The following is a 229-nucleotide window of genomic DNA, read 5'->3' as shown; positions in this document are numbered from 1 at the left end:
CCCCTCGACGCGGGGCAGGACCGGGCGGTCCCCGCCCGTGTCCGCGCCGGGACGATCGGACGCGGGCCCCACGCCGACGCCGACACCGCCGCGTCCGCGCACCTCGCCACCAGCACCAAGGACCTCGACGAGCACCAGTACGCCGTGCAGAGCGTGCACGCATCCCTCCGCCCGTACACCAGGGCCCTCGCGGCGAGCGAGCAGCCCTTCCTGCTCAAGCTTCCCAACC

At 75.1% G+C, this 229-nt stretch carries 1 protein-coding gene; it reads left to right on the top strand.

Features of this window, described 5'->3' with window-relative positions; translation table 11 throughout:
• On the top strand, positions 1-229 hold a 229-nt coding region (locus tag KVS71_RS19600; RefSeq protein ID WP_217585354.1), incomplete at both ends, for a chorismate-binding protein.

It is taken from the genome of Microbacterium sp. GbtcB4, assembly GCF_019091465.1.
Lineage (GTDB): Bacteria > Actinomycetota > Actinomycetes > Actinomycetales > Microbacteriaceae > Microbacterium > Microbacterium paraoxydans.
Note: the sequence above shows the minus strand (reverse complement) of the source record. Positions and strands in the feature narration are given on the sequence as shown.